Genomic DNA, 25,388 nt, shown 5'->3' with positions numbered 1-25,388 from the left:
GTATAGTTAGAAGTTTCCAAGAGAAATTATATAAAGGATAAATTCAGAATTATGGCTTTAGAAATGAAAGTCCCATCACCGGGAGAATCTATTACAGAAGTAGAAATAGCTCAATGGCTTGTTGAGACTGGTGATTATGTTGAAAAAGATCAGGCAATTGCAGAAGTAGACAGTGACAAAGCAACTTTAGAATTACCAGCAGAAGCTAGTGGTGTTATTACACTTATGGCAGAAGAAGGTGATGCAGTAGCAGTAGGTCAGGTAGTATGTCATATTGATACTGATGCTGCTAAACCTGATGGAGATACTGTAGCACCAGTTACAGAAACACCAAAAGTAGAAGAGAAAAAAGCAGAAACTCCAACAACACCAGTTAAGGCAGAAACGTATGCTACAGGAACAGCTTCACCCGCTGCTAAAAAAGTATTGGCAGAAAAAGGAATTGATGCAGCACAGGTAAAAGGTACAGGTAGAGATGGTCGTGTTACTAAAGCTGATGCATTAGATGCAAAACCATCAATGGGAACTCCAGGGCTTGGTGCTAGAGGAGAATCTCGTAAAAAATTATCAATGTTGCGTCGTAAGGTTGCAGAACGGTTAGTTTCTGTAAAAAATGAAACAGCAATGCTTACTACCTTTAATGAGGTAGATATGCAACCTATTTTTGATCTTAGAAGTAAGTATAAAGAAACATTTAAAGGTAAGCATGGAGTAAGTTTAGGTTTTATGTCTTTCTTTACTCTTGCATGTGTACGTGCATTGCAGTTGTTTCCAGCTGTAAATTCAATGATAGATGGTAAGGAAATGATTTCTTATGATTTTCAAGATATTAGTATTGCTGTTTCTGGACCAAAAGGATTAATGGTACCTGTAATTCGTAATGCAGAAAATTTAAGTTTCAGAGGAGTAGAATCAGAAGTAAAAAGACTGGCAATTAGAGCTCGTGATGGACAGATTACAGTAGATGAGATGACAGGAGGGACCTTTACGATTACTAATGGAGGAGTTTTTGGTAGTATGCTATCTACACCAATTATTAACCCGCCACAGAGTGCAATCTTGGGGATGCATAATATTGTAGAGCGACCAATCGTAAGAGATGGACAGATTGTAATAGCACCAATTATGTATGTAGCACTATCTTATGATCATAGAATTATTGATGGTAAAGAATCAGTAGGCTTTCTTGTAGCAGTAAAAGAAGCATTAGAAAACCCAGAAGAATTACTTATGAATTCTAATATAACTAGAGCATTAGAATTGTAATAATTTTATTTTTATAACCTTAAAAAGAAGCCTCCGTTTAAACTTAAAAAACGAAGGCTTTTTGTTTTTTTTATGTTATCTGAAATATAGGATAGACAATTTGATTAAGGATAAATGGATTGCTGATCATTAATATTATGTCCAGATGAGTGTATCTGGGCTAAAAGAACAATAAATTAACAAGTAATACTGAGTGTTGTAATAGTATTAAAAATGCTATTCAATATAGAGATTGATCTAAGGAAAAGAGATGATTTTTATTTAGCTATAGTTTAAATAAATTCCAAATCTCGATCGCAGAATATACAAAATCAGTAAGGATAACATCTTTAAGAGATGTTACGTTAAGAGGATTGTCCCATGTTCCTTCTCGATATATAGGCATGTAAGATTTATTCTGAATTTTTGATAGAGACTTTGCATTTTGATACAAAATACTATTATTAACAGATTGGTTTGTTGTACTAATGTAAAGAGTAGTGTTAAAATTATGATGAAGCAAGTAATTAGGATTTGTACCCTTGGTGTATTTAAAATACAGGTTTTGAGGTTTGTAAAGCGAAAAAGAATTTGGTTGATATGCTAAAGTTTGATTTGAATTTGGAACATTTATAATAGATTGAGAAGAAGCAGAATTACTAAATATGTAAAATGATACGAAAAATAAAATTTTTAGATTCATGATGATATGAGGTTTGGGGTGTTTAATATGAAAAATGATTTATGAAATGTATAGCGGTATATATAATAACATATAAATAATGGATTACCCTATTTTTTAATTGGATTATTTTTATGCCTATAGTTCTTGTTTTTGAAGAATGTTATTCTAATATCATTTCTTTATAAGGGATACTAATTGAATATCCTTTGGATGTAAAATAATCAATGTCAGAAATACTGCCTGTGGCTAAAACAAAATCTCCACCCCATCCTCCTAGACTTTTGATACTGCCAGAGTACTCTGGGAATAGAATTGATTTTATAGTAGGGGTTTTAATGATGTTGGATATGGTATTCTCATGTAAATCTATTAATTTTTGAAACTCATTGAGTGAAGAGCAATGTACCAGTGCAGATGTGATTTCTGATATGATTGTTGCAGCTTTGTCAAAATCCTTAAGAGATAAAGATTGGTAATGCTTAATTGATGCTTTGCTATCTTGTTTTTGATTTAAGTAAATAAAAAATAGATGATTTTTAAATATTGGGTTAAAATCAGCTACTGTTATTTTAGGGATGTTTTGGTTACGTTGATATAGAATAGGAGTGTCGCGTTGTGCGCACGCAATATCATATCCACTACCTCCAAAACTATTTTCTAATAGTGTAAATGCATCTACTTTTGCCCACTGTGCAATATTATTGATTAGAGTAGAGGAAGACCCGAGTCCCCATTGCCGATTAAATTCTAATTTACTCTCTATATAATATCCTTTTTCTATAGAAAGGAAGTTAGGGTTTAATGCTTTTGCAGCAGTAAGAATATTAATTAATGTGGTGGTGATGATATCTGGTTCGGGATTCTTTATAGCTTGTATAAAGGTATTTCCGCTTGGTATGAGGTGTGTTGTAAACCAGCAATTATCTTGATCATCAAAACTTCTCCAGAGAATAGCATTAGTTTCATTTTCTGTAACGAGTAGCGATTGTCCTTTTTGGGTAGGTAGTGCCAGAGCAGTTACTCCATCTAAGACGAGATATTCTGCAGTAAGTAATAGTTTACCATGACTGTAAAAATACTTTTGCATAGTTTAGACTCTTAACTTTTTGATTTGTGCTACAACTTCGCTATGCGTAACCGTATTGTTTTTGAAGTGATGTATGAGTTGTTGTTTTTCAGTTTCGGTGGCTTTAAATTGATTTAGGATATTCATAAGGTGCATTTTCATATGTCCTTGTTGGATCCCTGTAGTGATTAATGAGTTTATCGCAGCAAAATTTTGTGCCAACCCTGCTACAGCTGTAATCTCCATTAATTTTTTGGAATTTGGGTTTTCTAAAAGCTGTAAAGCTAGTTTTACTAATGGATGTAATGATGTTAATCCACCTACGGTTCCTAATGCTAAAGGTAATTCTATAGAAAATTTAAAGACTCCATCTTTAATCTCTGCATGAGTAAGGCTAGAGTATTTACCATTCTTAGAAGCATAGGCATGTGCTCCTGCTTCGATTGCTCTAAAATCATTTCCGGTAGCTAATACTATAGCATCAATGCCGTTCATGATACCTTTATTATGTGTTACCGCTCGGTAGGGCTCAATTTCTGCAATACGTACCGCTCTTATAAATTTTTCAGCATATTGTTGTGATGATAACGTTGGGGTACTGGGAAGATCTGTTATATCACAAGATACAGACGCATTCACCAAGCATTGTGGAACATAATTAGAAAGAATACTCATGATGATCTCTATCTCTTTTTCTGTGTCAGAAAATTCATTGTACTTTTCTGCTTCGGATACTAGTGTTTTTGCAAACTGCTCTAAGCAAGAATTTATGAAATTAGCTCCCATAGCATCTACTGTCTCAAAAGTACAATGCAATTGATAGTAGTTGTCAATCTCTGTAGTTTTATCTATAAGCGTTATTGCAGTTACACCTCCACCACGTTTCTCCATATTTTTGGTAATATGAGATACTGATGATAGTATTTTGGATTGAGTTTCAGTAAAGAATTTCTCTAAGATAACGGAGCTACCCATAAACATAAAATGTACTTGCCCAACTTTGCTAGTTGATAGTACTTTTGCTGTAAACCCTCCTCGTGTTTGCCAAAACTTAGCTGCTTTACTTGCTGCAGCAACCACTGAACTTTCCTCGATAGTCATTGGTAGCGTGTACGGCTTATTGTTAATAAGAAAATTTGGTGCTACCGAAAAAGGGAGGTAGTAGTTAGAAATCGTATTCTCAGTAAACTCATCATGAAGCTTCTGAAGTCCATTATCAGAATTCCAATACATTGCCAAAGTATCAATTACATTTTGATCATTATTAAAATGATGCTCTGCCAGCCATTTGATCTTGTTAGCTTTAGAGAGTTTAGAAAACCCAGAAACTATAGGTGTCATCGTATTTATTGTGTTTAGTGGCTTCAAATATACTATTCTGTTTTGTTATACGTATTACGTATAATCAAATGATTTTTGATGTATCTGGTAGTTAGTTTTTTATTCAATTAGACTTATTAATGTATGATAATATCATTATTCAAGCTACAATTTTCCGGTTTCTGGTTTCTGCCACCTTCCTCTGACTTCTAGTTCTCGATCTTTACTTATATTCCTTTTTTATAGTTTAATGCTAATCAAAATTTATTGTTTTGTTGATGATATGTTAAGTTTATTAGTGTATATGGTCAATATTTTATGGTATTTAAGCGCAATTGTTGTATTTTTCACGGATTTTTTAGCATTCTTGCGTTAACGATTTTTAAAAAAAGCATATGAAAATCACAAAATTATTTTTTACGATTACATTTTTTATTGCTTTTGCAGTAACAGCACAAAACAAAACATTTACTCTAGATGAGATTTGGGGAGGAGCATTTAGAACAGAAGGATTGCAGTCTTTGCATTCTATGAATAACGGAAAAGAATATGCCGTTATGGAAATGGATCAAGCTTCTGGAGCTACCAATATAGAGGTGTATACTTATGAAACAGGAGAAAAAGCAAGAACATTGGTGAGTACTACTGCGCTTGGGGGATTATCTTCATTTCAGGATTACTCTTTTAGTAAGGATGAAAAAAGAATTTTACTTTCTAGCGAGTTAGAGCAGATATATCGTCATTCTTCAAAAGGAATTTATCATATTTATGATGTTCCATCTAAAAGTATTTTTAAAGTTAGTGATCAAAAAATCCAATCTCCATTACTATCTCCTGATGGTAATAAAATAGCATATGTTCTGGATAATAATATCTATATGTTGGATTTTGTAACAGGAAAAGAAGTGCAATTAACGGATGATGGTAAGAAAAATGAAATTATCAATGGTATTACAGATTGGGTATATGAAGAAGAATTCGCTTTTGTAAGAGCTTTTGATTGGAGTGCGGATAGTAATAAAATTGCATTTTTACGATTTGATGAAAGAGAAGTTCCTGAGTTTTCCATGGATGTATACCATAAGAGTCTATATCCTAAACAAGATGTTTTTAAATATCCTAAAGCAGGGGAGAAGAATGCAAAAGTTTCTCTATTTGTTGCTGATATAAGTAAAATGACTTCTGATGAAATAAAATTAGGAGATTATAAAGATTTTTATATCCCTAGAATCGAATGGACAGCAAATCCAAATGTTTTGAGTATACAGGTATTGAATAGGCATCAAAATAATTTGGATTTAATTTTTGTAGATGCTAAAACCAAAGTATCAAAAGTAGTGCTTAATGAAACTGATGCAGCTTATATTGATATCACAGATAACCTTACTTTCTTAGAAGATAATAGTTTTATATGGACTAGCGAAAAAGATGGATATAACCATGTTTATCATTATAGCTCTACAGGAGAGTTAATTAATCAAGTAACTTCTGGTGCTTGGGAAGTAACAGATTATTATGGTTATGACTCTAAAAATAAAAAAATATATTATCAGAGTGTAGAAAATGGAAGTATCAATAGAGATGTTTACTCTGTTACTCTAGATGGTAAGAACAAAAAACGATTGAGTAAAAAAGAAGGGACTAATGATGCAGAATTTAGTGCAGATTATAGTTTATATATCAATTACTTTTCTAATGCGACTACACCGTATGAGTATAGTCTTAATAATGGAAAAACAGGAGCAGTAGTACGCGAGATTAAAAATAATAAAAAGCTGATAGAAAAACTTACAAAATATGACTTGCGACCTAAAGAGTTTTCTACAATAACTATTAATGGAGAAGAATTAAATACATGGATGATTAAGCCAAAGGATTTTGATCCTGCTAAAAAATATCCATTGTTAATGTATCAGTATTCTGGACCAGGATCTCAATCTGTAAAAAATTCTTGGAATAGCTCCAATGACTATTGGTATATGATGTTAGCACAGAAGGGATATATAGTTGCTTGTGTAGATGGTAAAGGAACAGGATTAAAAGGAGCTAAGTTTAAGAAAGCTACACAGAATGACTTAGGGAACTTAGAGGTTCAGGATCAGATTGCTGGGGCAAAACACTTTGGAGCATTAGATTATATCGATGCATCCAGAATAGGAATTTGGGGATGGAGTTATGGTGGCTTTATGTCTAGTAATTGTCTATTTAAAGCACCAAATACTTTTAAAATGGCAATTGCTGTTGCTCCTGTAACTAGTTGGAGGTTTTATGATACCATTTATACGGAGCGATATCTAAAAACCCCACAGGAGAATGCAAAAGGATATGATGATAACTCACCAATTAATTTTGTAAAAGGATTAAAAGGAAAATTCTTATTAGTACACGGTAGTGCAGATGATAATGTACATGTCCAAAATACAATGCAATTAGTTGAGGCATTAATACAGGCTAATAAAGATTTTGATTGGGCAATCTATCCAGATAAAAACCATGGAATTTATGGTGGTAACACTAGATTACATCTATATAATAAAATGACTAACTTCATAAAAAACAACTTATAATTAATAAATAAACATAATGGCAGATACAGTTAAAGCAACTCCTCAGAAAGAACTTTTTGGTCATCCGATGGGGTTATACATTTTATTTTTTACAGAAATGTGGGAACGCTTTTCATACTATGGTATGAGAGCATTATTAGTTTTATACATGACAACCGAAACAATAGGAGATCCAAGAGGTGCAGGCTTAGGTTGGACAAGTAAAGAAGCTTTAGCGCTCTATGGCTGGTATACAATGCTAGTATATGTAGCATCAATTCCTGGGGGGATGATTGCAGATAAACTTTTAGGGCAAAAAAAATCGGTCTTATTAGGAGCTATAATATTATGTTTAGGTCATGCAGTGTTAGTTTTAACAGATATTTGGGCATTTTATACAGGTTTAGGTTTAGTTATATTAGGAGTTGGGTTATTAAAACCAAATATTTCAACTATGGTCGGAGGCCTTTATAAGGAAGGTGATATTAGAAGAGATAAAGGATTTAGTATCTTTTATATAGGGATTAATTTAGGATCTTTATTAGCTACAATGATAGTAGGAATCGTAGTCGCAAAATGGGGATGGCATGCAGGATTTGGATTAGCAGGAATAGTAATGGTTCTAGGATTGTTAAATTATTTATATGGACAAAAATATCTAAAAGAAGTTGGGAATTTTGTGCCAACGAAAGATGATGAAAACGAAGTTTCGTATGGGAAATTATATGCAAAACTATTTAGTTCTCCTAAGCAATTGATATTTACAGGATGTTTATTATTAGCTTCAATTTATGGTTGGTATGCTCTAGAGTGGGGATTTGGGTTATTATTTGTTTTCTTAACAGCGATCACAGCATTGTTAATGATGATTTATAAAGAGCTAGATTCTCAGGTGTTTAAAGACCGTTTTTTAGTACTATTATTGTCTTTTATTATGGTAATTATTTTCTGGGGTGCTTTTGAGCAAGCAGGAGGGTTAATGAATTTATATACAGAGACGAATACAGATAGAAATTTATTTGGTTGGGAAATTCCTACAGTAATGTTTCAAAGTTTAAATGCTGGTTTTATTATTTTGTTCGCAACATTAATAGCGAGTATTTGGGCAAAAAGAAAGTTAAAAGGAAAAGAAGCGTCTTCTTTGTTTAAAATGGCTCTTGGGATTATAATTATGGGATTTGGGTTTTTATTTATGGTGTTTGCTGCAATGGAGTTTGAAAAATCAGGATCTTCAAGTATGATTTGGTTAGTTTTAGCTTATTTATTTCATACCATAGGAGAATTGTGTATTTCTCCAGTGGCACTGTCATTTATTACAAAGTTAGCACCAGTTAAATATGCATCACTGATGATGGGAGTATATTTTGCTGCGACAGGACTAGGAAACAAAGTAGCCGGAATTGTTGGTGAGTCTGCAAGTGAATATGGAGAACTTACTATTTTTTCGGGAATAGTAGGCTTTACAGTAATTTTTGGGTTGATATTTATTGCAATTCTAAAGCCATTGAAAAGATTGACACACGGAGTTGAAGAAAGTGAAAGAGTTTTAAAAAACGAAGAAGCTGAAGGTTTTGAATTAGCAGATAATTAATAACGTTAGGATAAATGGAAACCAAATTTAAAATTGATTCACAAGAGTTTAGTTTATTAGGTCATAAACCTTCTTTGTTTGTATTATTCTTTACAGAGATGTGGGAGCGTTTTTCATACTACGGTATGCGAGCGCTGTTTGTTTTATTTTTAACAAGCGAAATAGTTAATGGAGGTTGGGCATGGAGTAATGAAGACGCTCTAAAGTTATATGGATGGTATACAGGATTAGTATATCTTACCCCAATTGTTGGAGGGTTTATAGCAGATAAATTTTTAGGATATAGAAAAGCAGTTGCATTAGGAGCTTTATTAATGACATTGGGACATGCCTCTATGGCATTAGAAACACCAACTTTTTTATATGTAGGACTGGCTTTTTTGATTTTGGGAAATGGATTGTTTAAACCAAATTTAACATCTATAGTAAGTGGGTTGTATGATAAAAATGCAGAGAAGAAAGATGGAGCGTATACAATCTACTATATGGGAGTTAACGCAGGAGCTTTCTTAGGTATAATGTTATGTGGATATATCGGAGAAAAAGTAAGTTGGAGTTTTGGATTTGGTTTGGCAGGTATATTTATGTTTTTAGGAATGCTTCAATTCTGGTTTGGTAGAAGTATTTTGGAAAAAGTAGGACTATCTCCTTCAGAAAAACTCGAATTGGATGATATAGACGATGTAATAGAAGATACTGTAGAGGATGCAATAGAAGAGGTGAAAGAAAGTTCAAAAGTACAAAAACATAGATATATTGTAGTAGGAGTTTTAGCATTCTTTACTATATTCTTTTGGGCAGCTTTTGAACAAGCAGGAGGGTCGATGACTATTTTTGCTAATAAATATACGAATCGAATATTGGTAGGAAATGCGGCTAGTATCTTTAAAATAGTAGATACATTAATTACGATCATCCCATTGCTTATCATTACTTGGGTATTATATAAACTCTTTGTCCAAACGTTTAAAAAAATATCGTTATCCAATATCATTTTAGGATTTAGTTTTTTGATTATTTGGGCAATAGTAATTTGGAAACTTTATAGAGAGTTTAATGCTGATGCAACAGAGGTGCCTGCCTCATGGTTTGGAATTTTAAATTCTTTATTTATTATTTCATTTGCTCCATTGTTTTCTAAATTATGGGAAAGTAAGTATAATCCATCAGCAGCAGTAAAATTTGGGCTAGGTCTTATACTTTTAGGTCTTGGTTTTGCGTTATTAGCATTTGGTGCAATGTCAATTCCGCAAGGAGCAGAAACAGCAGCAGTAAGTATGGGATGGCTGATTATGGCATATTTGTTACATACATTAGGAGAGTTGTTTTTATCTCCAGTAGGATTGTCTTATGTTAGTAAGCTCGTTCCTGCTAAACTAATAGGGTTGATGTTTGGAGTATGGTATTTAGCAATTTTTATAGGTAATTGGTCTGCAGGTCAGTTAGGAGGAATGATTGATAGTATTACTTCAGAATATTCATTGACTACGTTCTTTTTGATATTTACTGTGGTACCTGCAGCGGCAGGGTTATTAATGATATTGCTTAATCCTGTATTGAAAAAATTAATGCACGGAGTGAGATAATAAAAAAACAACAACTCCACTTATTTTTTTAGGATAAGTGGAGTTTTAAAATAAGGAATAGTTTGTATTTTCGACTAGTTAAATAAAAAATAAGCCCATGAAAAATCTACTTCTTCTAATATTTGTGTTATTATATACTATTACTTATTCTCAAGAAATTAAATGGATTTCTATGAATGATGCTTTGAAAGCACAAAAAAAAGAACCTAAGAAGATCTTTATGGATGTATATACCAATTGGTGTGGTCCTTGTAAACTTTTAGATAAAAGAACGTTTCATAATAAAGATGTAGTGTCTTATGTGAATGATAATTATTATGCTGTAAAATTTGATGCAGAAGGAGTTGAGGAGATAAAGTATAATAACTTTACCTACACTAATCCGAATTATAATCCAGATAGAAAAGGAAGAAATAGCCAGCATTTTTTTGCAAATGCATTAAAAGTAACAGGATATCCTAGCATAGTATTTTTTGATGAACAAGCAAATTTAATTGCCCCTGTAACTGGATACAAAACGCCACAACAATTAGAGATATATCTAAAAATGATCCATAATAATGATTATAAAAAGCTAACCAATAATGAAGCTTGGCAGAAATATGAAAAAACTTTTGTAGGAACTTTTAAAGATTAACCTTGATAGTTTTTACTTAGTTGTAAAATAAAAAACCCTTTTTGTTAATTAACAAAAAGGGTTTTTTATTGAATAGTTGATATGTATCGTGATAAGAAATCAGAAGTATTATTAGCTTTTATAGCATTTCTATAATAAATCAACAATTAATCAAAGTTTGGTACGTTATTTTTTCTATAGTCTTAAAAGTATATCTAAATCTAGCATTTAAAATATATATAAAATGCATTTAATCGGATTTTTACTTGCTTTTATCGATTATATTTAGTTTTTTTGAGCAATAAACCTATTTATGAAAAAAATAACACTCATAGCCGCCCCATCTATGTTTTTTGTTGCGTTGCTTTTGTCTTTTACAGTTGCAGAACAACCTAAATTACCCCAAAAATCACAAGATCATATTGTAATATCTCCAGAGGTTCTAATTCCAGAGGAAAATAATTCATTATTGTATAAAGAACGACTTGTCGACTCTATTACAGCGTATTTTAATAAAGCACTACATGAGAATAAAATTGTAGGAGCAGCTGTAACTATTGTAAAATGCGATTCTGTGATTTATAAGAGTGGTTATGGTAGTAGAAATAGTACACTAAAAGATACTGTTAATGAAAATACAATATTTAGAATAGGCTCTGTTTCTAAGGGTTTCGCAGGGATACTAGCAGGAATCCATGTAGAAGAAGGTTTATTAAGTTGGGAAGATAAAATTGTAGATTATATTCCCGATTTTCAGATGTCTAGTAGAAATCAAACAGAAAAAGTAACGTTGTCCCATATCTTATCTCATACTACAGGACTGCCATATCATAGTTTTACAAATCTTGTAGAAGCAGGATTGCCTATAACATCAATTGCCAGTCGTTTTAAAAATGTTTTTCCGATTGGGCAACCTGGTCGTATATATAGTTATCAGAATGCAGTTTTTGCACTCAGCGGTAAGATTATAGAAGAAATCACAGGAAAACCCTTGGTAGAGGTGATTCAGGATAAGATTTTTAAACCATTAGAAATGACCTCAGCTTCTGCTAGCTATGAAGCCTTGGATGAGTCTGATAATGTTGCACAACCTCATAAGCGTTTTCGATATGGGTGGAAACCAATACGGATTAATAAAAAGTATTATAATAATGCTATTGCCGCGGGAGGGATTAATGCAAGCATTACAGACATGAGTAAGTGGGTAAGATTTTTGTTAGGAAATAATCCAGAGGTTATGATGCCTAATACAATGAACACTGTTTTTAGCCCTAAAATTCAGGTTGGAGGGAGAAGTAAATATTATCAAAGATGGCCAGGGTTTTCAAAATCTTCATATGGATTAGGATGGCGTATTCATACATTTATTAATAAAGAAACTAAACAACCAAGTACGATGATTCATCATGGAGGAACGGTTAATAATTATAGAAGTGAGATCGCAATTTATCCCGAAGAAGATTTAGGAATTTGCGTGCTTTTTAATAGCCAAAATAGTTTAGCTAAAAACTGTATCCCCGAAATCTATAAAATAATAAAAGAAATAACAGCTACTATAGAAGAAGAGTATTCAAAAGAATCTTTAATCGTATTATAGTCTATTTTATAATGAAAGCTCCCTTTTTATCTATTCGATGAAAAGGGACTTCACGTTTTTCACAACTTATCTCCCATTGATCCATATGGCGTTTATAATTACTGGCATCTGCTACAATCTGCTTTGGATGTAAACTATCAATGACTCTATCTAAATGAATTTTTGGAGAATTTGATAAGAGAATAATATCTGGATAAAATTTTTTGAGACTATAGATTGAAGAGCTATCAATCACTAAAATGGTTTGTTTTTTATATTGATAGATGTTTCTTAATTGTATAGTAGTATCAAGAGTAGCTCTATTCTCAATAAGATAATTACCGAATAAAAAATTCTGAGTTTTTGTACTAATACTATCCTTACTATAGACTTGAAGTTGTTTATTCTGTAGGACTCCTAAGGTTGTATTATGGTAGTTATGAAATATAATAAATTCTTCTGAATGCTGAGATATATGTTCTTCATATATAAAAACTAAGGATAGCAAGAGTGTAGGTGCTACTAACCAATAAAGTTTACTTCTATTATAGTTATGAAATACTATAATAGAAACAACAATAACCAGATATAATGTTATGAGGAGATTTGATGAAAAAGAAATGTTTTTAATAACAAATGCTTCTTGCTGAGCCACCCAACTAACTATAAGATTCATAGTGTTGATGGACAGGCCGAATACAGTTGCTATGATTTTAGGGAGCATATCGATAGCAGCTAGTAGAATAGTTACTATGCCTAACCCTAAGATTCCTCCTAAAAAAGGAATGATCATAAGATTAGAAACAAAAAATAAAATAGGAAACTGATGAAAGTAAAATAGTGTAAGAGGTAATAACCCAAGTTGAGCTGCAATGGTTACTGTAAAAGTTTCCCATAGTTTTCTAGAAATATAAAATCTAGGGCGATAGATTCTAACTAATAAGGGCTGTATCCAAACTATAGAAAAAACAGCTAAATAGCTTAGTTGAAAACCAACTGAAAAAAGTAATAAAGGGCTAAAACACGTTAATATAAAAATAGAAATAAATAATGAATTATAGATACTTACTTTAGATCGTATTTGCATGCCTATAGCAAGAAAAGAAAACATAGTCGCGGCTCTCAATACTGATGGAGATAAACCTGCAATTACAGCAAAACTCCATAATGCTGTAATTGTTAGAATTAACTTAATTATTACTCCTTTCTTTCTAAAGTTATCTAGAGGTTTTAATATTAAATTTAAAATCAATAATAAAATACCAACATGAAGACCTGATACTGCTAGAATATGAATGGCTCCCGCATCTCGATACTCATTAAATGTTTCTTGACTAATATTTTGTCGTTGTCCTAAGAGTAGTGCATTAATAATTGATAATTCCTTAGATGTAAAATTATAACTTAATAATTTTGATCTAATATGTTTTCTAATTTGATCAGCTAGATATGATATTGAATGTTCTATTTTATGGTTATTAATAAGTTGATGAGGTTGTAGTGTAATCTTGTCGAAGATGTATTGATTATTTAAATATTTAGCATAATTAAATTGATCAGGATTTAATGGTTTAGGAATAGTTTTTAAGGTTGTAAAAGTGGTATATGTATTACCAATGTCTAAAACGGTAAGAGTACTATCTCTAGGGATTTGAAGTAGTAGATTTCCTTTTGCAGCTGTAGTGTCTATAAATTTGATTGAAACAATATAATTAGTGTAGTAGGAACTAGGCTTTAATCGTTCTTTAATATAAAACCGGATACCTATGTCACTTTCTGTATAGGTTTTTTGATGCATGTGAGTACTATAGTGATTGGAGTAGTTTTTTGGATTATGTATCTGAACTAATGCTATTCCAAAAACCAAAAAAAAGGCAATCATTATCATAGCAAACGAATATGTGATATAAAATATTTTTTTTGAGTAATACCAAAAAAAACTTAATACACAAAAAATACCAAAAAGGAGAGCCACTATAAATGATATATCAATATTAATCTTACTCCCTATAGATATACCAATTAGAGTGGTGCTAGTGATGATAATAAAAGGAGAGTTAAAGAGTTTCACAATACATGCTTAGAAAAATGATTTGTAAACTTATAACAGTTATGCTATAAGTTTACAAATCATCAATAATTAGAATGCAAGAATAATCGATCTCAGTTTCATTTTTTGAAACTCAAATTATTTTTTTTTAACATATTGATGCAGATTGTATGAAAAAAGAACTTTAAAACAAACTTGGTATTTTGTTTTGAGACTCATCTGATAGTATTTGATTAGTTAGAAATCCTTAACTAACGTTTAGAAAAACAACTATAAGATTCTTCTGGCACTAGTGAAGCACTTATTCCAATATTTTTCATTAAGACTAGAAATAACAACTCCTTTAGATGTAGAAGCATGTATAAATTTAATGGCTCCTTTAGTCTGGACTACTAACCCTACATGAGAAATAACATTTTTCCTTTTATTAGTTTTGAAAAAAAGTAAATCACCAATGATAACTTTTTTTAGAGATATAGCTTTTCCCTGAGTAGCCATGGTTTTTGAAGTCCTAGGAAGGATAATATTTTCTTTTTTAAATGAAGTGTAGACTAATCCAGAACAATCCATACCTTTTTTTGTAGTACCACCGTATTTGTAACGAGTACCACTGAATGTTTTTGCATAATTCACTATACTCTTAACTTTTTTGTAATTAAGGTTTTTGTTTGCTCTGATCTTGTAGGTAGTTTTGGTTTTTGAAGATATGACCGTTTTATTTTTTGATGTACTCCCACAGGATAGCAATGTTATTGAAAATAGAAGAAATAGTACAATTGTTTTCATTCAATTTTGGTTTGTAACAAAGTACGTGTTTTTACATAATACTTTCAAAAAAAAAAGAATTTACAAACGACACTAATCTTTAATATTAAATTATTCTTTGTTTTTTTGTTAAAAATATATGTAAATAGTTTAAATTTAAGATAATTACAGATTTATGTGTAACTGCGAAATGTAATTTAAGATAATTTTAAATTATTTATGTAATTACAAATCATAATTCAATAATAATTTAATATCTTAATGTTTAAATACTTAATATTCTTCAGATGAAATTGAAGTTACCCCGATATGTTATGTGTTTATTGCTACATCTTAACCTGTTTACTTTATCAGCACAGGTCTCAGATAGAGAAATAACCCCCGATAGTATAATAAGAATTTTGAAGACATCTTCAGAAGAGTTTTCAAAATTGACAAAAGAAGGTACTGAAAAAGGTATTCATTTGTTAGAACTAGCTGAGAATTTAGGAGAAGCTATAGGTGACCCTTATCTTACAATTCTTATTAATAGAGAGAAGATTAGTTTTTTTTTTAATAATGAAGATACCATAAACATAGAGAAATACCTGGCAATGAATCTAGCTATTATTAATAAATTAGATGATAATAGACAGTTAGGATTATATTATGAAGACTTTGGAGTATATAAACATTCACAAGAAAAAAGAGAAGAAGGGCTTGCTGCAATGATTAAAGCAGAGCAACTATTAAATAAATATGGAAGAGTTGAAGATGCTATAGACGTTAATTATAACCTTAGTATAGAATATCTAAGAAGAGAGAAACATAAGCTCTCTATTATATATGGGAAAAAATCTCTAAATGCAATAAGAAAAGCAAAAGTTAAACAGAATAGGCGTAAGAATCTGTATTTATTTTTAGCGCAGGATTATACTTACTTAAATGAGTATGAGATAGCTAAGAAATATTTTGATACTTTAGAAATAGAAGCACCTACATATGATAATGATCCACATTATAAAGGAAGGTTATTTTCTGGAAAAGGATTCTATTATGAGGAAATAGGTGATTATAAAAATGCTTCACTTTTTTATAAAAAATCATCTAATAGCTTTTTTACATATCATGCTCAAAGAACTAAAAAAGTAACTGCTGCTCTTATTTTATCAAGTCAACTAAATTTACAAGAAGAAGAAAATAAGAGAATAATAATAGAAAATGAATTAAAAGAACAGCAGCTAAGTAATAAAAGCTATATTATTTTATTGGGTATTCTGATTATTTTAGGTTTAGTGATATTAAGTATTGTTCAGTATAATATATCTAGATATAAAACAAAAATAAATAAATTACTAAAGAGAAGTTATGAAGAATTAATGGAAGCCAATAGAAAAGTAGATAATGCTTTAAGAGTTAAGTCAGAATTTTTAGATTCAGTAACTCATGAGCTTCTTACCCCTTTAAACACAATAAAAGGAACAACTTTTTTATTACAAAAAGAAGAGTTAACAAAACGTCAGATAAATCAGATTAAATTAATTAATGTATCTAGTGATTATTTATTGAACTTAATTACTGATGTAATCCATTTAAATGATCTTGAAAAAGGGATGCTAGAATTAAAAAATGAAGAATTTGATTTAAAATCGTTACTAAATAATCTTATTGATTCTTCGCTAATGGTTAATAATAGCAATGATAATAAAATTCATAGAAATATTGATGTCAATATTCCTGATATTATAAAAGGCGATGCAGTCAAAGTTTCTCAGATTTTTCTTAACATATTTGATAATGCTTTAAAATTTACTAGAAATGGAGATATTTATATAACTATTTTATTGATTTCTAAAGTAAATCATAAGGTACAAGTGGAGTTTTCAATCCGAGATACAGGTATAGGGATGACCGAAAAACAGATCCATAAAGCTTTTGAGACTTTTCATCAAGGATCAGTTAAGATTAATAGAAAATATGGAGGTACTGGATTAGGATTGTCTATAGTGAAAAAAATGTTAAAATTACAAGGTAGTGATATTGTCTTGGAGTCAAAGCCAACAGAAGGAACTTCAGTTGTATTTATTATAGATTTTGATGTTTCTAAAGCTATAGAAGATACTGATTGTGATGATAATATTACAGATGAATTATCGACAGGAATACATATATTATTGGTAGAAGATAATAAAGTAAATCAATTAATTACAGAAAAAATTATTTCTAATTACGGATTTTGCTGTGATTCTGCTAATGATGGAGAAGAAGCCGTAGATATGGTTAAAAAAAACAAGTATTCTATGATATTAATGGATATTATGATGCCAAAAATGGATGGATTTGAAGCGACAAAACACATCAAGATATTTGATGAAAAAATGCCAGTAGTTGCGTTAACAGCAATATCCGAAAAACTAAATAAAGAAAAATTTACTGAAGTAGGGATTTATACTATTCTTAATAAACCAGTGGATCCAGAATTATTATATCAAACTATTATGAAGTATTGTGATAAAAGCACTACTAAATCGACTTTTCTATAGATGTTACAATTAGTTTGGCGGTTTTATCATTAGCACCTTTTCCGCCAAGTTTTTTTTCTAGATCATAGTATTCTAAAAACATCACAGCTCTTTTATAATCATCAATAATTATAGAAAGTTCTTCTTTTAATCGTTTAGGGTTAAAATCGTTTTGTATCAGCTCTGTTACGATAGGTTTATCCATAATTAGATTTACCAAAGAAATATACTCTAAGTTAATTACTCGTTTAGCAATTTGATAAGAAATAGAATTTCCTTTATAACATACCACTTGTGGGATTTTAAATAATGCTGTTTCTAATGTAGCAGTACCAGAAGTTACTAAAGCAGCATTACTTAAGCTTAATAAATCATAGGTTTGATTCATAATAAGGTGAACCCCTTGTTTTTTAATAAAAGGAGTGTAAAATGAAGCATCTTGGCTAGGCGCTCCAGCAATAACAAACTGATACTCAGAAAAATCATCTACTACAGATAACATCACCTCTAGCATTTTACGGATCTCTTGCTTTCTACTGCCAGGGAGTATCGCAATAATAGGACGATCATCCAGATTATGTTTTGCTTTAAAAGTTTCGGGCATAATTTGTTTGTGATCTGCAATAGCATCGATTAATGGATGCCCAACAAACTCAACAGGAAACTCATGTTTGTCTTCATAAAAAGGTTTTTCAAAAGGAAGGATTACATACATTGTATCAACACATTTTTTAATAGTCTTTATCCTGCCCTCTTTCCATGCCCATATTTGAGGAGAAATATAATAATGTGTTCTAAAATTTTTCTTTTTTGCCCATTCGGCAATACGAAGGTTAAATCCTGGGTAATCTATAAAAACAATAACATCTGGCTGAAAACTTAGAATGTCTTGTTTACAGAATTTTAGATTTTTTAAAATAGTAAGCAAGTTTAATATAACTTCTACAAACCCCATAAATGCTAAATCTCTATAATGCTTAGCCATTGAACCACCAACAGCCTGCATAAGATCACCTCCCCAGAATCTAAATTCTGCTTCGGGATCTTCTTTACGTATCGATTTCATTAGATTAGCTCCGTGTAAATCACCAGATGCTTCTCCTGCAATAAGGTAGTATTTCATGTGTTATTGTGTTGTTTCCCAAAGATCATTAAGAGTGTAAAGTTAATGATAGATGATTAAAACTTATCGTAATAGTATCGTTTTTAACACAATTTCTAGAATTTGCTAATAGCGATACTAATAGCTGCAATAAGCGTAGCAAGAAGTACGCCACGAGCTTTATAAATACTGTTTTTTCTTAAAAAAAGAAAGAAAACGACTAGATTTGGGATTGCTCCTAGAGCAATTATACTTCCTAAAGAATCATTTTGTATCGAAGCCAGAATGGTTTCTGTAAATGTTAAGTTCTGATCACTTATTGTAGAAAATAAGAACACACATAGAGTAAATCCTACACTATTTATAAGTAGACCAACTAGAACCCCAATAATAATCTCTTTTTTAATCATTTAGTGACCAGTTGTTAAGTTCTTGTATAAAATGATGAGCGGTTAGATCAAACTGAGTAGGAACTACAGAAATATAGCCATTATGTAATGCCCACTCATCAGTATCCTCTCCACTATCTTCATTAATAAATTCGCCAGAAAGCCAATAATAATCCCTTCCCATAGGATTTGTTCTTTTATGAAACTCTTCTACCCAATGAGCATTGGCTTGTCTACAAATTTTTATACCTTTTATATCTTCTTTAGCTAATTTAGGGATATTAACATTAAGAACAACCCCTTTTGGCAATCCATTTTTTAGTACATTCTTTACAATGGTTTTGATATGTTTTTTAGAAGGACTAAAATTAGCATCCATACTATAGTCAAGTAATGAAAATCCTATTGCAGGAATCCCTTCTATGCCCGCTTCAACAGCAGCACTCATAGTACCTGAGTAGATAACATTAATAGCAGAGTTAGATCCATGATTTATACCACTAACACACAAGTCAGGCTTTCTGTCAAGAATTTCATGAGATGCCATTTTTACACAATCTACAGGAGTACCAGAACAACTATACTCTTTTTGTGGAGCATTTTTGTTAATAGTAATAGGATCACAATAAAGGGTGTTATTAATCGTTATTGCATGTCCCATTCCACTTTGTGGACTATCAGGAGCAACTACAATAACCTCTCCAATTTCATTCATAACATCAATTAATGCGCGTATACCTGGCGCAGTAATGCCATCATCATTAGTGACTAAAATCAAAGGTTTTTTTTTAGACATAATCAAGAGTTTTTATGATTGTAAAAATACACTTTTTTTGTACGAAAAAAGCATAACTAAAAAAGCAATATCAACCAAAATGATTAAGATAATCATAATATATTACCATTAAAAAATAAATGAAAACACGAAGATGAAATTTTAAACATCTGGTAGAGTAAAAGATAATATTAGTTCATTTAAGAAAAATTTAGTAATATTACCTGTTATTGGCACGATTTTTAATGTATTTTGCCTTGAATACCTAAATTATAATGAGCGTATGAAAAAGAGTTTTTTGATTTTGATGCTTACCGTGATTGTTTCGGCAGCTTCTTGCAGTTTTACTACTAATAAGGTTGAAAATGATCCGAATAAAGATAAATTACTAATAGATTTAATAAGTTATGTACTAGGTAAAGGACATTATGATGCAAAGCAAATTGATGATGATTTTTCTCAGGAAGTCTTCTCTGATTATATTGATGCTTTAGATCCTCTAAAACGTTACTTTTATAAAAGTGATATAGAAGAATTTAAGGAATATGAGAAGTTGATAGATGATGAGATTAGAAATAAAGAAATTACCTTTTTTAATATAACCTATAGTCGTTTGCAACAACGAATGGCGCAAGCTAGAATACTACATAAGGAAATCTTAGAAACACCTTTTAATTTTGAGAAAAATGAGAGTATTAATACGGATTATGATAATTTATCTTATGTAAAAAATAAAGAAGAAATGAAAAATCGCTGGAGGTTGCAACTTAAATTTAATGCATTATCTAGTTATTATGATAAAATCGAAGAACAAATAGATTCAATAACAGAAAATAGTAACTACAATCGTAAAACTTCTATAGTATTAGAAGAAGAAGCACGTGATATTACTAAAACTTCACTCAAAGAATATTTCGAATTTGCAGACGATTTAGAACGAAAAGATTGGTTTTCTATATATATCAATTCTATTGTAGAAGAATTTGACCCCCATACATATTATTTTGCACCGCAAGATAAGGATCGATTTGATATCCAAATGTCAGGGAAATTAGAAGGAATAGGAGCAAGGTTACAAAAGAAGAATGATAATGTAAAAATAATAGAGATTATTTCTGGAGGTCCTGCATGGAGAGGAAACGAGGTTGAAGTAGGTGATCTCATTATGAAGGTAAAGCAAGAAAAAGAAGAAGAACCTGTAAGTATTGTAGGAATGCGCCTTGATGACGCTGTATCGTTGATTAAAGGACCAAAAGGAACTAAAGTGTCATTAACAATAAAAAAAGTAGATGGTACTATCGAAGTTATAGAAATTGTAAGAGATGTTGTAGAACTTGAAGAGACATACGCAAAATCATCTATCGTTAAAAAAAATGATAAAACATTCGGTGTAGTTAATTTGCCAAAGTTTTATTTTAATATGCAAGACTATAATCAACGTAATGCGGCTAAAGATGTAAAGCAAGAAATTATCCGTCTTAAAGAACAAGATATGGATGGGTTAGTAATAGACTTGAGAGATAATGGAGGAGGGTCATTGCAAACTGTAGTTGATATTGCGGGATTATTTATTGAAAAAGGACCAATAGTACAAGTTAGAACAAAAGGAGAATCTCCTGAAGTATTAAGTGATAAAGATAGAAATATACTTTGGGATGGTCCATTGGTGATTTTGGTTAATGAATTATCAGCTTCAGCTTCAGAAATTTTAGCCGCAGCAATGCAAGATTATAAAAGAGCTATAATTATAGGAAGTAAGCAAACTTATGGAAAAGGAACAGTACAAAATGTGATGGATCTTAATAGATGGATGCGTAGTAATGATTTTGGAGACCTTGGAGCATTAAAGCTTACTACCCAAAAGTTTTATCGAGTTAATGGAGGCTCTACACAATTAGAAGGAGTAAAAAGTGATGTTGTAGTTCCGGATCGTTATAGTTATATTGATATTGGAGAAAAAGACCAAGAAAACCCATTGCCATGGGATAAAATTGCAGCTGCAGAATATGAACTTTGGAACGGATATATTGATTTTGAACAAACTATAAATAATAGTAAAGAGCGAATGTCAAAAAATGATCAGCTAAAGTTAATAGAAGAAAATGCGAAATGGGTTAGAGAAAAAAGAGATGTAAATAATTATTCTTTAAACTATACTAATTATAAAGCGAATATAGAGCTTAATGAAAAACAAGCAGAACGCTTTAAGGGAATTAATGATTATAAAAATAGTTTAACATTTCAGTCATTGCCTTATGAAAATGAATTGATGGAAAAAGATACAATTTTGGCAGAAAAGAGAAAGAGATGGCATAAAAGTCTTAGTAAAGATGTCTATGTAGAAGAAGCAATTAGTGTATTAGAAGATTTAAAAATCAATAATATTCGACGATCTAAAAACCCACTTACGATAATAAAGAACTAATAAGTCTTAATGACAATAACAAAGTCAAACTCTTTAAGTAGACTAGCGCTTCAGAAATTCAAAAAGAATTTCTGGGGCGTTTTCAGTTTTTACTTTATAGTATTTTGCGCAATAATAGCTATTTTCGCATATGTTTTTGCTCCGGATGATTCTAAAAATGCGAATCAGATGCATTTATCAATTCATTCTAAACCGCCAGGTTTTAATGTTAAGATGCTTACGATTCCTTCCCAAGAAATATCAAATCAATCTTTTTTGAGCGCCATATTTTTTGGGAAAAAAAATACAGATACAGAAATTCCTATTGAAGACTATACTATAGAAAATACAATTCTAAAAGTCGCACCATATAGTGAAGGTGAAGTTATCGAACTATCAAAAGAAATAAGTTTAAAACGTTTTTCTAAGAACCTAACACCAAAAGAAATCGTACATACTTATATTAAAAATCGTACATTCCTATTAGGTACAGATAAGTATGGGAGAGATTTGTTAAGTAGGATGTTAATAGGTATTAGGATTTCATTTTCTATCGGTTTTGTTGCGGTGTTAATTTCATTGATTTTAGGAATATCACTTGGAGCTGTTGCTGGTTATTTCGGAGGTAAAATAGATATGATGATTATGTGGTTGATTAATGTAGCATGGTCAATACCTACTTTATTATTAGTTATTGCGATTACATTAGCTTTAGGAAAAGGATTCTGGCAAGTTTTTATAGCAGTAGGACTTACGATGTGGGTAGAAGTAGCTAGAGTGGTTAGAGGACAGGTATTAGGTGTAAAACAAATGCAATATGTTACAGCAGCCAAAGCGATGGGTTTTACAGATTATAGAATTATTATAAAACATATACTACCTAATAGTTTGGCGCCTGTAATTGTAATTGCAGCAGCAAATTTTGCAGGAGCAATTCTTATAGAAAGCGGACTTAGTTTTTTAGGAATAGGGGCACAACCACCAACGCCAAGCTGGGGAGCTATGATTAAAGATCATTATTCATATATTATTTTAGGAAAAGCCTATTTAGCAATCATTCCTGGAGTAGGTATTATGAGTCTAGTAATGGCATTTATGCTAATCGGTAATGCCTTACGAGATGCATTGGATGTAAAAAGATAATGTGTCAATCAGTGTATAAACAAAAGTAGAACTAAGAAAATTATTTCTTAGTTCTACTAGGTTAATCTTTTAAGTTTCTTGAAAAAAGCATAATTTTTTAAAGAGATGAGAGAGGTATTACCAATTCCCACCATTAGCGAACATTACATCTAATGTCGTTACAATCAGTATCAGCTAAAAATGGATATTGGGCGATCCACCATTGTTGAGACCTACGCCCGCATCAAAATTCATCTAATGTAGGTATATAACTTCCTTTAATACTACTTTGTTGGTCCTTGTTCAATTCTTTGACATCTTTTAAGTTCAGGATTCTTGTTAACATATTTGGCGGCTTTAAATTAGGTATATTTAAAAATTAAATTTCAGTAAGTTCCTCTTTTGAATTAAGAACTTCTTCAGTATGATTTTCTATAGTTATACCCATAAAGTGAAAAAATTCTGAATAGCTATATTTCTTAGGATATAACGTATCATTAATAAGAGAAGCAGGGGTGTAGTAAAGACTGTTCTTGTCAGCCCAATCTACTTGTTTTTTCAAAATGTCAATATGTTCTTGATTGTTTTTAGGGGTACCATATTCTTTAATCCATTTGCTATGAGTTCGATCGGAAAACCATTTATTATATGCGATTATAAAATCATTAGCTCCCTTATTTTGATATATTTCTAGTAAAATTAAAGCTATTTGTGTTGCTTTATCATCAAGGTCATCAGTTTTTACATTAAGTCTAATCAGAATTTGAACTTGATCTCCCATTGTTTTTAATACACGCGTATATGCTTCAAAAGCATCTTTACAATACCCGCACATTGGATTGGTAAGGCTTATAATTTTTAGACTAGCATTAGGGTTACCTAGTATAATTTCATTTTTGATAGTAGTAGTATCTTTAATCTTTTCAGAAATACTTAGTAAATGATTGTAAATCTGACCATCTCTCTTAAAATGATTTAACTTTAAATTTTCGTTTTTAAAACTGATATTTTCCGTTACCTTTTCTTTAATATATATATAACCTAGTGTAACTAATGAAGCCATCATTATAAAACTTACAATTGCCTGAAAATTTATGTCAAAAGGGATATTAAGTATAGCTATAAAAGCAAGTCCTAGTGATATTGAACCGATAGCAATACATATAGCACACCATTTTTTTATTATAAATGCTTGGGAGTATATTGAGTATAGAATAAAAGGGATTCCCATTAATGATGGAATTAAGAGTACCGTATTGAACCCATAAAATAATTGATATAATGTCATCATGCCAAAGAAGACAATTCCGGCATCTGCTAAGGAGAAATTCTTAAACAGCTTACCACTATTATTATTAATTACATCTCCACAGGCTGTATTACCTATCGATGTACAAAACTGATGTATGACTTGAGATTTTATCCCTAAACTTTCTCTAATCGCAAAAAGACTAAAAATAAGCCCAGATACAGATAGTAATAAGAAAAAGACTTGATTTATGTCCCATGTTTGTATGAAAAAAGATACAAGTAAGCTTGCGCAGAGTCCGATTAATAGTAGTTTTTTTAAAATTGATTTACTAGAGATTAATTGCTGTCTCGAGCTATACTCAACAGCGATTACTTTAGGTGTCCAAATCTCCTTAAACTCTTTAAATGTAAATTTCTTTTTCTTTAAACTTGTATGTTTAATTTCGATGTTATGGTTGTTCTTAAGTATTGAGACAATTTCTTCACCATTCTCTGTTGAAATTAAGGAAACAAAACTTTTAGGAAGTTGTTCTAAAGCATCGATAGGAACTTCTACAGCAATATTATCAATGCTAAAATAATCCAAAGTGTCTGTAATTGACTGAAAACTTGGGTAATTAGGGTGTATTTGTAATTGTAGTTCTAAATCTTTTTTATTATAGTTGCTAATTCTATTTTGAATTAGAACACTTTCAACGATTTTTTCGATAACATTACTCATTGTGTATTTCTGTTAAGGTTTTTCTACGACTACTCGATATTTCTTTTAAAAAAAGAGAGAATTAGGGTGAACAAGTA

General features: G+C 31.0%; 18 protein-coding genes. 9 read left to right on the top strand and 9 right to left on the bottom strand.

Going from position 1 to position 25,388, the window contains the following annotated elements; genetic code table 11:
• Positions 1-51: 51 nt before the first annotated feature.
• Positions 52-1,266: a 2-oxoglutarate dehydrogenase complex dihydrolipoyllysine-residue succinyltransferase gene (odhB, locus tag N456_RS10740; RefSeq protein WP_062056738.1), complete on the top strand. Its 1,215-nt coding sequence runs from the start codon at positions 52-54 to the stop codon at positions 1,264-1,266.
• 265 nt (positions 1,267-1,531) lie between these two features.
• Here odhB and N456_RS10735 read toward each other — a convergent pair whose 3' ends face one another.
• The 3 genes from N456_RS10735 to N456_RS10725 form a co-directional block, all read right to left on the bottom strand.
• Positions 1,532-1,948 carry a hypothetical protein gene (locus N456_RS10735; RefSeq protein ID WP_062056736.1) on the bottom strand — a complete coding sequence of 139 codons (417 nt, stop codon included), beginning with the start codon at positions 1,946-1,948 and terminating at the stop codon, positions 1,532-1,534.
• Between the two features lie 142 nt (positions 1,949-2,090).
• Positions 2,091-3,017 carry a GYDIA family GHMP kinase gene (locus N456_RS10730; RefSeq protein WP_062056734.1) on the bottom strand — a complete coding sequence of 309 codons (927 nt, stop codon included), beginning with the start codon at positions 3,015-3,017 and terminating at the stop codon, positions 2,091-2,093.
• Between the two features lie 3 nt (positions 3,018-3,020).
• Positions 3,021-4,337 (bottom strand): hydroxymethylglutaryl-CoA reductase, degradative, encoded by a 1,317-nt coding sequence (locus tag N456_RS10725; RefSeq protein WP_062056732.1) that lies wholly within the window; start codon positions 4,335-4,337, stop codon positions 3,021-3,023.
• 374 nt (positions 4,338-4,711) lie between these two features.
• Here N456_RS10725 and N456_RS10720 point away from each other — a divergent pair, with 374 nt between their 5' ends.
• From N456_RS10720 to N456_RS10700, 5 genes are all read left to right on the top strand, one after another.
• Positions 4,712-6,883: a S9 family peptidase gene (locus N456_RS10720; protein ID WP_062056730.1), complete on the top strand. Its 2,172-nt coding sequence runs from the start codon at positions 4,712-4,714 to the stop codon at positions 6,881-6,883.
• Positions 6,884-6,899: 16 nt separating this feature from the next.
• Positions 6,900-8,453 carry a peptide MFS transporter gene (locus N456_RS10715; RefSeq protein ID WP_062056728.1) on the top strand — a complete coding sequence of 518 codons (1,554 nt, stop codon included), beginning with the start codon at positions 6,900-6,902 and terminating at the stop codon, positions 8,451-8,453.
• 14 nt (positions 8,454-8,467) lie between these two features.
• Positions 8,468-10,039 carry a peptide MFS transporter gene (locus tag N456_RS10710; RefSeq protein WP_062056726.1) on the top strand — a complete coding sequence of 524 codons (1,572 nt, stop codon included), beginning with the start codon at positions 8,468-8,470 and terminating at the stop codon, positions 10,037-10,039.
• A 97-nt stretch (positions 10,040-10,136) separates the two neighbouring features.
• Positions 10,137-10,676, top strand: coding sequence for a thioredoxin family protein (locus N456_RS10705; RefSeq protein WP_062056724.1), 540 nt, complete (start codon positions 10,137-10,139; stop codon positions 10,674-10,676).
• Between the two features lie 292 nt (positions 10,677-10,968).
• Complete coding sequence (locus tag N456_RS10700) at positions 10,969-12,252, top strand: serine hydrolase domain-containing protein (protein ID WP_062056722.1); 1,284 nt, start codon at positions 10,969-10,971, stop codon at positions 12,250-12,252.
• Between the two features lies 1 nt (position 12,253).
• Here the strand turns inward: N456_RS10700 and N456_RS10695 are convergent, their stop codons facing one another.
• Together N456_RS10695 and N456_RS10690 are read right to left on the bottom strand one after the other, a co-directional pair.
• Positions 12,254-14,206 (bottom strand): ComEC/Rec2 family competence protein, encoded by a 1,953-nt coding sequence (locus N456_RS10695; protein ID WP_240315521.1) that lies wholly within the window; start codon positions 14,204-14,206, stop codon positions 12,254-12,256.
• Between the two features lie 345 nt (positions 14,207-14,551).
• Positions 14,552-15,067 carry a C40 family peptidase gene (locus N456_RS10690; RefSeq protein WP_062056718.1) on the bottom strand — a complete coding sequence of 172 codons (516 nt, stop codon included), beginning with the start codon at positions 15,065-15,067 and terminating at the stop codon, positions 14,552-14,554.
• 266 nt (positions 15,068-15,333) lie between these two features.
• On the opposite strand from N456_RS10690, the gene N456_RS10685 reads away from it, so the two are divergent.
• The gene (locus N456_RS10685; RefSeq protein ID WP_082422502.1) at positions 15,334-17,568 is read left to right on the top strand and encodes a response regulator; all 2,235 of its coding nucleotides are present in this window, start codon (positions 15,334-15,336) and stop codon (positions 17,566-17,568) included.
• Here the strand turns inward: N456_RS10685 and lpxB are convergent.
• The 3 genes from lpxB to surE form a co-directional block, all read right to left on the bottom strand.
• Positions 17,549-18,670 (bottom strand): lipid-A-disaccharide synthase, encoded by a 1,122-nt coding sequence (gene lpxB, locus N456_RS10680; protein WP_062056714.1) that lies wholly within the window; start codon positions 18,668-18,670, stop codon positions 17,549-17,551. The two genes, N456_RS10685 and lpxB, sit on opposite strands and share 20 nt — an antisense overlap.
• Before the next feature lie 95 nt (positions 18,671-18,765).
• Entirely contained in the window at positions 18,766-19,059 is a 294-nt protein-coding gene (locus N456_RS10675; RefSeq protein WP_062056712.1) for a hypothetical protein, read from the bottom strand.
• The gene (gene surE, locus N456_RS10670; RefSeq protein ID WP_062056710.1) at positions 19,052-19,834 is read right to left on the bottom strand and encodes a 5'/3'-nucleotidase SurE; all 783 of its coding nucleotides are present in this window, start codon (positions 19,832-19,834) and stop codon (positions 19,052-19,054) included. Before surE ends, N456_RS10675 begins: the two co-directional genes overlap by 8 nt.
• 262 nt (positions 19,835-20,096) lie before the next feature.
• On the opposite strand from surE, the gene N456_RS10665 reads away from it, so the two are divergent.
• Together N456_RS10665 and N456_RS10660 are read left to right on the top strand one after the other, a co-directional pair.
• A complete protein-coding gene (locus N456_RS10665; protein ID WP_062056708.1) occupies positions 20,097-22,238 on the top strand; it encodes a carboxy terminal-processing peptidase in 2,142 nt (713 codons plus the stop codon).
• Between the two features lie 9 nt (positions 22,239-22,247).
• A complete protein-coding gene (locus tag N456_RS10660; protein WP_062056706.1) occupies positions 22,248-23,360 on the top strand; it encodes an ABC transporter permease in 1,113 nt (370 codons plus the stop codon).
• 358 nt (positions 23,361-23,718) lie between these two features.
• Here N456_RS10660 and N456_RS10655 read toward each other — a convergent pair whose 3' ends face one another.
• Complete coding sequence (locus tag N456_RS10655; protein WP_062056704.1) at positions 23,719-25,311, bottom strand: vitamin K epoxide reductase family protein; 1,593 nt, start codon at positions 25,309-25,311, stop codon at positions 23,719-23,721.
• Between the last annotated feature and the right edge of the window lie 77 nt (positions 25,312-25,388).

It is taken from the genome of Aquimarina longa SW024, assembly GCF_001401755.1.
Taxonomy (GTDB): Bacteria; Bacteroidota; Bacteroidia; order Flavobacteriales; family Flavobacteriaceae; genus Aquimarina; species Aquimarina longa.
This window is presented reverse-complemented; position numbering and strand designations above follow the sequence as displayed.

What these genes read in the sequence shown, in the direction of transcription:
- odhB (WP_062056738.1), top strand. Translation starts at nt 52, where the DNA reads ATGGCTTTAGAAATGAAAGTCCCATCACCGGGAGAATCTATTACAGAA.
- N456_RS10735 (WP_062056736.1), bottom strand. Translation starts at nt 1,948, where the DNA reads ATGAATCTAAAAATTTTATTTTTCGTATCATTTTACATATTTAGTAAT.
- N456_RS10730 (WP_062056734.1), bottom strand. Translation starts at nt 3,017, where the DNA reads ATGCAAAAGTATTTTTACAGTCATGGTAAACTATTACTTACTGCAGAA.
- N456_RS10725 (WP_062056732.1), bottom strand. Translation starts at nt 4,337, where the DNA reads ATGACACCTATAGTTTCTGGGTTTTCTAAACTCTCTAAAGCTAACAAG.
- N456_RS10720 (WP_062056730.1), top strand. Translation starts at nt 4,712, where the DNA reads ATGAAAATCACAAAATTATTTTTTACGATTACATTTTTTATTGCTTTT.
- N456_RS10715 (WP_062056728.1), top strand. Translation starts at nt 6,900, where the DNA reads ATGGCAGATACAGTTAAAGCAACTCCTCAGAAAGAACTTTTTGGTCAT.
- N456_RS10710 (WP_062056726.1), top strand. Translation starts at nt 8,468, where the DNA reads ATGGAAACCAAATTTAAAATTGATTCACAAGAGTTTAGTTTATTAGGT.
- N456_RS10705 (WP_062056724.1), top strand. Translation starts at nt 10,137, where the DNA reads ATGAAAAATCTACTTCTTCTAATATTTGTGTTATTATATACTATTACT.
- N456_RS10700 (WP_062056722.1), top strand. Translation starts at nt 10,969, where the DNA reads ATGAAAAAAATAACACTCATAGCCGCCCCATCTATGTTTTTTGTTGCG.
- N456_RS10690 (WP_062056718.1), bottom strand. Translation starts at nt 15,067, where the DNA reads ATGAAAACAATTGTACTATTTCTTCTATTTTCAATAACATTGCTATCC.
- N456_RS10685 (WP_082422502.1), top strand. Translation starts at nt 15,334, where the DNA reads ATGAAATTGAAGTTACCCCGATATGTTATGTGTTTATTGCTACATCTT.
- lpxB (WP_062056714.1), bottom strand. Translation starts at nt 18,670, where the DNA reads ATGAAATACTACCTTATTGCAGGAGAAGCATCTGGTGATTTACACGGA.
- N456_RS10675 (WP_062056712.1), bottom strand. Translation starts at nt 19,059, where the DNA reads ATGATTAAAAAAGAGATTATTATTGGGGTTCTAGTTGGTCTACTTATA.
- surE (WP_062056710.1), bottom strand. Translation starts at nt 19,834, where the DNA reads ATGTCTAAAAAAAAACCTTTGATTTTAGTCACTAATGATGATGGCATT.
- N456_RS10665 (WP_062056708.1), top strand. Translation starts at nt 20,097, where the DNA reads ATGAAAAAGAGTTTTTTGATTTTGATGCTTACCGTGATTGTTTCGGCA.
- N456_RS10660 (WP_062056706.1), top strand. Translation starts at nt 22,248, where the DNA reads ATGACAATAACAAAGTCAAACTCTTTAAGTAGACTAGCGCTTCAGAAA.
- N456_RS10655 (WP_062056704.1), bottom strand. Translation starts at nt 25,311, where the DNA reads ATGAGTAATGTTATCGAAAAAATCGTTGAAAGTGTTCTAATTCAAAAT.